Genomic DNA, 5,063 nt, shown 5'->3' on the forward strand with positions numbered 1-5,063 from the left:
GGCAGCCGGGTTGCCGCCCGGTGTGATCAACCTGGTCGCCGGCGACGGCTATGCGGTATCGGAAGTGGCTCTGGCAGATCCGCGGCTGGCCGGCATTCACTTCACCGGATCGACGGCGACCTTCCAGAGCTTATGGCAGCAGGTCGGTACCAACATCGAGCACTACCACAGCTATCCGCGACTGGTGGGGGAGACCGGTGGCAAGGACTTCGTGCTCGCGCACAGCTCGGCGCGACCGGATGTACTGCGCACCGCGCTGATTCGTGGCGCCTTCGACTATCAGGGGCAGAAGTGCTCGGCGGCGTCGCGGGCCTTCATCGCACACTCGGTGTGGCAGCAGATGGGTGACGACTTCCTGGCCGCCACCGCCGGACTGACGTTCGGCGACGTCACCGACCTGACCAACTTCGGTGGCGCGCTGATCGACGAGCGGGCCTTCGCCAAGAACGTCAATGCCATCGAGCGCGCGAAAAGCTCGCCCCGCGTGACGATCGCCGTCGGTGGCGAATATGACGACAGCGAAGGCTATTTCGTACGTCCCACGGTGCTGCTGTCCGACGACCCGACCGACGAATCGTTCGCGACCGAGTACTTCGGTCCGCTGCTGTCGGTCTACGTCTACCCCGACAGCGAATTCGAGCGCGTCCTCGACATCGTCGACACTGGATCGCGCTATGCCCTGACCGGGGCGGTGATCGCCGACGACCGCGACGCGGTGCTCGCCGCACAGAACCGGCTGCGGTTCGCGGCCGGCAACTTCTACGTCAACGACAAGCCGACCGGCGCGGTGGTGGGTCGCCAGCCGTTCGGTGGTTCCCGCGGGTCGGGCACCAACGACAAGGCCGGCTCGGCAATGAATCTGCTGCGCTGGACGTCTGCCCGCTCGATCAAGGAGACGTTCGTCCCGCCCACGGATCACACGTACCCGCACATGGCGACGCAGTGATGTCCGGCTTGTTCACCAAGACGCTGCGCCCGGCGATACTGGCCGCCAGTCGCTCGCACGGATTGCGGCACACCGCCGAGCGCTTCCCGGTTACCCGTAAGGTGGTGCACCGGTTCGTGCCCGGTGCGACGTTGGAACGGGTGCTGGACAGCGCTGGCGCACTGCGGGATTCGGGCCGGCTGGTCAGCATCGACTATCTCGGTGAGGATGTCACCGATATCGACGGCGCGAACGCCACCACGCATGCCTACCTCAAGCTGCTCGACGCGCTGGGTCGGCGGACGGATGCCGCGCACGACGGCGTGCGCGCGTTGGAGGTGTCGCTGAAGCTGTCCGCGCTGGGACAGGCGCTGGATCGAGACGGTGAAACGATCGCACTAGCGAACGCACATGCCATCTGCGAGCGCGCCGAACAGGTCGGTGCCTGGGTGACGGTGGACGCCGAGGACCACACCACCACGGATTCCACCCTGTCGATCGCCGCTGATCTACGGACCGACTTCCCGTGGCTGGGTGTGGTTTTGCAGGCCTACCTGCGGCGCACGCACGGCGACTGCGAACAGTTCGCCGCGTCGGGGGCCAGGGTCCGGCTGTGCAAGGGCGCCTACGACGAACCGGTGTCGGTGGCCTATCGGGAGGCGGCGGCGGTCACCGCCTCGTACCTGCGCTGCTTGCGGGTGCTGATGGCAGGGCCGGGGTACCCGATGGTTGCCTCTCACGACCCGGTGATCATCGACGCGGTGCCCGTAATGGCGCGCGAAACCGGCCGTGACCCAGCCGATTTCGAATACCAGATGCTGTACGGGGTCCGCGACGCCGAGCAGACGCGGCTGGTGTCGGCGGGCAACCGCGTTCGGGTGTACGTACCGTTCGGCACTCAGTGGTACGGGTATTTCATGCGGCGCTTGGCCGAACGGCCGGCCAACCTCACGTTCTTCATGCGGGCGCTCGCCGAGCGTGGTCACTGACCGCAGGCACTCACGACGGACGCGCCACGATCACCGGACGGTGCACGGCTTGAACGACAGCGTTACTGACCGAACCCAACAGCATGCCGGAGAACGCCCCGCTTCCGTGTGTCCCGACGACGACGAGCTGGGCGGACTCCGATGCGTCGACCAGCGCGTGTGCCGCTCGGTCACTGACGAGGCGGTTCTGCACCGACACGTCGGGATAGCGCTCTTGCCACCCCGCGAGCGCCGCGTCCAGAATGTGACCTTCTTTGGCGGTTGTCGGTGACCAGTCGTAACCGGGAATTGCGTTCATATCGATGTCATTCCACGCGTGCAGCGCTATCAGCTCGGCGTGCCGCAGTGACGCTTCCTCGAACGCGATTGCGGCAGCGAGGTCTGAGGTCGAGCCGTCGATTCCCACGAGCACGGGACCCTTTGCGGGGTGCGGCAGCTCCGGATCGTCATGCCGAATAAGCGCAACGGGACAGTGTGCGTGACGAATGAGACCAGCGCTGACCGAGCCGAGAATGCTGCGAGACAATGCCCCGCGCCCGCGAGAGCCGACGACGATGAGCTCCGCGTCCTTGGATTGGTCCACGAGGGTCGGCACGGGGGTGGTAGAAGACAGCAATTCGCCAGTGATGTGTACCTCCGCAGTGTCGGCGATCGCGTCATGGGCGATCGCCGACGCGTGTGCGAGCAGGCTGCGGCCCTCGGCTTGTTGCTCGCTCGGCGATTCTTCGAGGACTGCGGCCTGGGACCATGTCGCGGCGGCGGGACTCTCCACGTGCACAACGGTGAGCGGTAAGCCGCGGATGGCCGCATCGTGCGCGGCCCAACTGACCGCGGCATCTGATTCCGGCGACCCGTCGATGCCGACGATGATCCCGTAACGCTTCGTTGTCGAGACCATGTGATCTCCTTCCGTCGAGGAGAACGCTAATGCAGCGTCGACGTTCGCTCGGCGTCAGCGGGAGTCGGTTGTGCGTCGTGACCGTGAACGGTCGTTGGCGAACCCCTGAACGACGTGTGCACGTACGAAATCGGCGACCGCCTCCGGGTCGTCCATGTCCAGTGTCGACGACGGAGTGCTGAACAGCGAGAACAGGATTCGGGCGAACCATTCGCCCGCCGACTGGATGTCCAGGTCTTTGCGTACCTCGCCGGTGATCTTGGCCGCGGCCAGGTGCGGCGCCAGGAAGTCGACGCATTCGCGTAGCAGGACGGCGGCGTCCTTGGTGAGCAGCAGGCTGATCGCTTCTTCGTCGAAGTACTTCTCGGAGGCGATCACCCGTCGGGCCTGGGTCACGAATACCGCTGCGCGGCTGAGCTTGTCCTCCAACGAGCCGCCCCGGTCCATGGCCAGGGACATTTGCCGATAGAACTGCTCGGAGGTGTGTTCGGCGCACGCTTCGACGATGGCGGCTTTGTCGCGGAAGTACTCGTAGATGGTGCTGCGGGAAACGCCCGCCGCCTTGGCGATATCCACGATCGTTGCCTTCTGCATTCCTTGCTTGCGAAAGCAGGCATACGCGGACTCCACGATCAGCTCGCGGGTATCGGCTGCGGTGGCTTGGGTCATGACGGCGTTCCCTACCCGCCGGCGAGGATCAACCCGCTGGTCGGCACGCCGGTACCCGAGGTGACCAGAACGTGCTCGACATTGTCGACCTGGTTGTGCGAGGTTCCACGGACTTGACGCACGCCCTCGGTGATGCCGTTCATCCCGTGGATGTAGGCCTCGCCGAGCAGCCCCCCGTTGGTGTTGATCGGCAATTCGCCGCCCAGCGACAACCGCTCCACGGTGGCGAAGTCCTTGGCTTCGCCACGTCCGCAGAATCCGAGCTCCTCGAACTGGGTGAACACGAACGGCGTGAAATGGTCGTAGATGAACGCGGTTTGGATGTCTTGCGGCTTGAGCCCGGAATCGCGCCAGAGCGTGTCGGCGACCACGCCCATCTCAGGCAGCCCGGTGATCTCCTCGCGGTAGTAGCTGGTCATCATCTCACCGTTGTAGGCTGCGCCCTGCGCGGCCGCGGAGATGACCGCCGGCGGCTGACGCAGGTCGCGGGCGCGCTCGGCGCTGGTGACGACCAGCGCGACCCCGCCGTCGCTCTCCTGGCAGCAATCCAGCAGTCGCAGAACCGGTTCGATGATCCACCGCGAATTCTGGTGGTCTTCCAGAGTGATCGGCCGCTCGTAGAACCACGCGTCGGGGTTGGTGGCCGCATGGGCCCGGTCGACCACGGCGATCCGGCCGAAGTCTTCATTGGTCACCCCGTAGGTCGACATGTAGCGCTGCGCGTGCAGCGCGACCCACGCTGCGGGAGTGAGCAATCCGAACGGAGCGTAGTGCGCCATGAACAGCGGAGTCTCTGCGCTGGTGCGTCCGCTGCCGCCGAAGCGGAATCCCGAACGTTCGTTGAAGGCGCGCCAGCACACCACCACATCGGCGACTCCGGCGGCGACCGCCATGGCGGCATGCGCGACCGTTCCGGCGGCCGCCCCGCCACCGTGCGGGACGCGGGAGAAGAAATTCAGATCGCCAATGCCGACGTTGCGAGCGACGTCGATCTCGTCGCTGGAATCCATGGTGAACGTCACCATGCCGTCGACATCACTGGGCGAAAGGCCGGCGTCGTCGAGTGCGGCGCTGACCGATTCGCACGCCAATTGCAGCTCGCTGCGGCCGGATTCCTTGGAGAACTCGGTCTGGCCGATGCCGGCGATCGCGGTGTTTCCGGCCAGCTTCGACGGCGATGAACTCATGCCCGGGCCCCGTCGAGCAGGCTTACGACGGCGGTGCCGGAGACGTGATTGCCGAGGCTGTTGGCCGCCTGGAAGGTGACTTCGATGAAGTTCTCGCCGCCGGATCCTTCGGTTTTGCCGGTGACGCTTCCGGTGAAACGCAGCGGGTCGTCCGGAAACGATGGCACGCCAAGGCGAATCGCCAGCTTAGTGATCATTGCCTCGGGCCCGGCCCAGTCGGTCAGGAAACGCACGCAGTAGCCGTTGGAGGTCAGGATGTTCATGAACAGGTTGGGCGAGCCCTGCTTGTTGGCGTAGTCGCGGTCGTGGTGCACCGGCATGAAGTCGCGCGACGCGATCGCCCCGGCCACGATCATCGTGGTGGTGACTGGGATCTCCAGCGGAGTGACCTCGTC

The 5,063-nt window shown here is 65.6% G+C and carries 6 protein-coding genes; 2 read left to right on the forward strand and 4 right to left on the reverse strand.

Annotated features, from left to right (window positions below):
* On the forward strand, positions 1-946 hold a 946-nt coding region (locus VN856_RS14400; RefSeq protein WP_325690132.1), incomplete at its 5' end, for an aldehyde dehydrogenase family protein.
* Positions 946-1,914, forward strand: coding sequence for a proline dehydrogenase family protein (locus VN856_RS14405; RefSeq protein ID WP_325690134.1), 969 nt, complete (start codon positions 946-948; stop codon positions 1,912-1,914). The genes VN856_RS14400 and VN856_RS14405, both read left to right, overlap by 1 nt.
* Positions 1,915-1,924: 10 nt before the next feature.
* Here the strand turns inward: VN856_RS14405 and VN856_RS14410 are convergent, their stop codons facing one another.
* From VN856_RS14410 to VN856_RS14425, 4 genes are all read right to left on the reverse strand, one after another.
* The gene (locus VN856_RS14410) at positions 1,925-2,812 is read right to left on the reverse strand and encodes a universal stress protein (RefSeq protein WP_325690136.1); all 888 of its coding nucleotides are present in this window, start codon (positions 2,810-2,812) and stop codon (positions 1,925-1,927) included.
* A 54-nt stretch (positions 2,813-2,866) separates the two neighbouring features.
* Positions 2,867-3,481, reverse strand: a complete 615-nt coding sequence (locus tag VN856_RS14415) for a TetR/AcrR family transcriptional regulator (RefSeq protein ID WP_325690138.1) — start codon at positions 3,479-3,481, stop codon at positions 2,867-2,869.
* An 11-nt stretch (positions 3,482-3,492) separates the two neighbouring features.
* Complete coding sequence (locus VN856_RS14420; RefSeq protein WP_325690140.1) at positions 3,493-4,668, reverse strand: lipid-transfer protein; 1,176 nt, start codon at positions 4,666-4,668, stop codon at positions 3,493-3,495.
* Positions 4,665-5,063, reverse strand: a 399-nt coding sequence (locus tag VN856_RS14425; protein ID WP_325690142.1) for a MaoC family dehydratase, incomplete at its 5' end; no start/stop codon positions are given. The genes VN856_RS14420 and VN856_RS14425, both read right to left, overlap by 4 nt.

This window comes from Mycobacterium sp. (assembly GCF_035603715.1).
GTDB lineage: Bacteria > Actinomycetota > Actinomycetes > Mycobacteriales > Mycobacteriaceae > Mycobacterium.

What these genes read in the sequence shown, in the direction of transcription:
- VN856_RS14405 (WP_325690134.1), top strand. Translation starts at nt 946, where the DNA reads ATGTCCGGCTTGTTCACCAAGACGCTGCGCCCGGCGATACTGGCCGCC.
- VN856_RS14410 (WP_325690136.1), bottom strand. Translation starts at nt 2,812, where the DNA reads ATGGTCTCGACAACGAAGCGTTACGGGATCATCGTCGGCATCGACGGG.
- VN856_RS14415 (WP_325690138.1), bottom strand. Translation starts at nt 3,481, where the DNA reads ATGACCCAAGCCACCGCAGCCGATACCCGCGAGCTGATCGTGGAGTCC.
- VN856_RS14420 (WP_325690140.1), bottom strand. Translation starts at nt 4,668, where the DNA reads ATGAGTTCATCGCCGTCGAAGCTGGCCGGAAACACCGCGATCGCCGGC.